We start from the raw sequence: 2,462 nt of genomic DNA on the forward strand, positions 1-2,462 counted from the left end.
GTACCGGTAGGCCGCTGGCGAGGTTTCTGCTGTGCAGACCCTTTTCCAGCGGCCCCCGGCCCGAACCCGCCGTGCACCTTTCGGTGCAGCGGGCTCTCCAGTGACTACTGCGTGCTGTTCACCCGGGTCACACATGGATGCTTCCGTGACAAGGCGGGCAGACCACGAGGGTTCTGCGTCGTTTCTTGAGCATCAGTCGCGCCCATGTGGGCTGTTCTCCTGCGCTGCTCAGCTCAGCGAGGGAGCGAACTTGGTGCACTTGCACTTCAGTTCGGCTCTCGCAGAGTTCACACTGTCCACGTTGCAGCCGGTCGATCAGTTGGCTGCCGCGCGGGCGGCTGCGCGGGGTGAACAAGGTGGACGGGAGGTCGTCGAGGACGGCCGTCCGTTTCCGGGTGAGGGGAATGCCACCGAACCGTGCGGTCAGTGGTTTCCTGCCCTCGCGTTCGATCCTGGCCTCGAAGCACCTGCGTGGTCCCTGGGGTGTCCTGATGGTTGTTTTGTAGCGGTTGGCCATCGTGGTCACCCTGGACCGGTGCCGGGCGGCCAGGGTCTTGAGCATGGAGGTCAGCATGACCCCCTTGAGCCGGTCGAGTCTCCAGACGTCGCCGGCCAGCAGGTAGTACTGAACGATGCCCCGGTACTGCGCTCCGTAGATGCCGATGATGTCGAAGGGTGTGCAACTCATCAGCGGGAGCAGGTGCGTGGGTTTGCCACGGCGGAGGAACGGGGCACATTTGGCCTTGATCACGTCTTTGGGCACGCGGAGTTGTATCTTCCCGTTGATAGAGCGGAGGCCGCGATTGATGCGACCACCCCGGGAGACCTTTTCGTCCGCGTGCTGGACTGTGATCTCGTAACCGAGAAATCGGGCCGCCTGGGTGCGGCCGTGGGTGACCAGCGTCTTGTCCTGGTTCAGTTCCAGCTTGAGGTCGTCGCGAAGGAACGTGGCCAGGCGCTGTTTGATCGTCTCGGCTTCGGCCTTGGGTCCGATGAACCCGAGGAGGTGATCGTCCGCGTAGCGGATGTAGCGCAGCCGCCGGTAGCCCGGGTCGCGTGGATCTCCGGCCGGATGACGGCGTAACTCCTTTCGCCATTGGCGGACTTGGGTGGACTCGGTGTTCTCCTTCCTGTAGGCGAGCCGCTTCCGGGCAGCCTCGATCGCGTTCTCCAGCTCTTTGTAAGCCGGGTTCTTGCGGCGGGTTTTCCCTCGGGTGTATTCCGGGATGAGGACTGTTTCAACGAATCTGTCCAGCCGGTCCATGTAGATGTTGGACAGGAGTGGGGAGAGCACACCGCCTTGCGGGGATCCCGACAGGGTGGCGTGCCATCTCCAGTCCTCCAGGTATCCCGCCTTCAGCATCTGTCGGATGAGGCGGAGGAACCGGTTGTCGTGGATCTTCTCCGAGAGAATGGCCAGCAGGATCTCATGGTCCAGCGAACCGAAGCAGTCGGAGATGTCTCCTTCGATGAACCAGGTTGTCCCGGTCCAGTTGTATGTCACCTCGGACAGTGCAGTGTGACAGCCCCGGCCGGGGCGGAAACCGTGGGAGCGGCCGGAGAAACGCGGCTCGTAGTACGCCTCCAGTAGAAGGCGGATCACTTCGCCGACGAGTTTGTCCGACCAGGACGGCAGGCCGAGAGGGCGCGTCTTTCCGTTGGATTTCGGAATGTGGACTCGCCGCACCGGGCGGAAGCGGTAACGCTCGTGGCGCATGGCTTCGATGATGCGCCCGATCTTGGCTTCGGACATGCCGTCCGCGGTTTCCCCGCAGGCCCCGGGTGTCATCGCGCCGTGGTTGGCGTAAATTCTCCCGTAGGCCAGCAGATACAGGTTCGGATTGAACAGCTGTCGATACAGTTCATTACACGGCAGGCTCTGTCTGCCGCGTTCACGCAGGACATCAAGCACCGTTTCGGCGTTCTGCATTACGCATACCTCCCAGCATTGTGATGTCCGATCACCTGGCCCCCTTCGCCCTGCGGACGGCGTTACCGTCCTCCTTGGCAGGTCGTCACTCCTGCGACTACTACGGGGCCTCCGTCACCTTGGGGCTCGCGCCCTTTAGGTGATCCCATGTTCGTCTCTGTTGTACGTATCTAGCGCGACTTAGGCGCCCCACTCATCTCCTTGAATTCCCTCACTGGGAATCAGTCCGTGCCCCGAAGGGTGTGGTGGATACGCAATTACTCCACCGCAGGGCGCGGCATCGGTGTCAGGTATGTTTCCGATGGATGCCAGCCCTTTCATCCCTTGGAGATTGGGGTTCAGGCAGTACAGCTTTCGCCATATCGCGCGGGTCCCTCAACGCATCACTTCCATACCTGAACGTGATCGTTGATTTCCTGGCATGCTGCTGTCCCCTTCACCTTTCGGATCCAGGTAAGCCATCAGACCCAGAAACCTCCCTTCAGTTCCTCCCGGTTGAACCGGGGATACAACAGAGCGCCTCATGGCGCAC

1 protein-coding gene is annotated in these 2,462 nt (G+C 61.7%); it reads right to left on the reverse strand.

What is annotated here, in order from left to right; genetic code table 11:
- Positions 1 to 127: 127 nt before the first annotated feature.
- Complete coding sequence (locus ADL01_RS19120; protein WP_199834870.1) at positions 128 to 1,930, reverse strand: reverse transcriptase/maturase family protein; 1,803 nt, start codon at positions 1,928 to 1,930, stop codon at positions 128 to 130.
- Positions 1,931 to 2,462 lie beyond the last annotated feature (532 nt).

Origin of the sequence: Streptomyces sp. NRRL WC-3618 (genome assembly GCF_001280005.1) — a bacterium.
GTDB lineage: Bacteria > Actinomycetota > Actinomycetes > Streptomycetales > Streptomycetaceae > Streptomyces.

What these genes read in the sequence shown, in the direction of transcription:
- ADL01_RS19120 (WP_199834870.1), bottom strand. Translation starts at nt 1,930, where the DNA reads ATGCAGAACGCCGAAACGGTGCTTGATGTCCTGCGTGAACGCGGCAGA.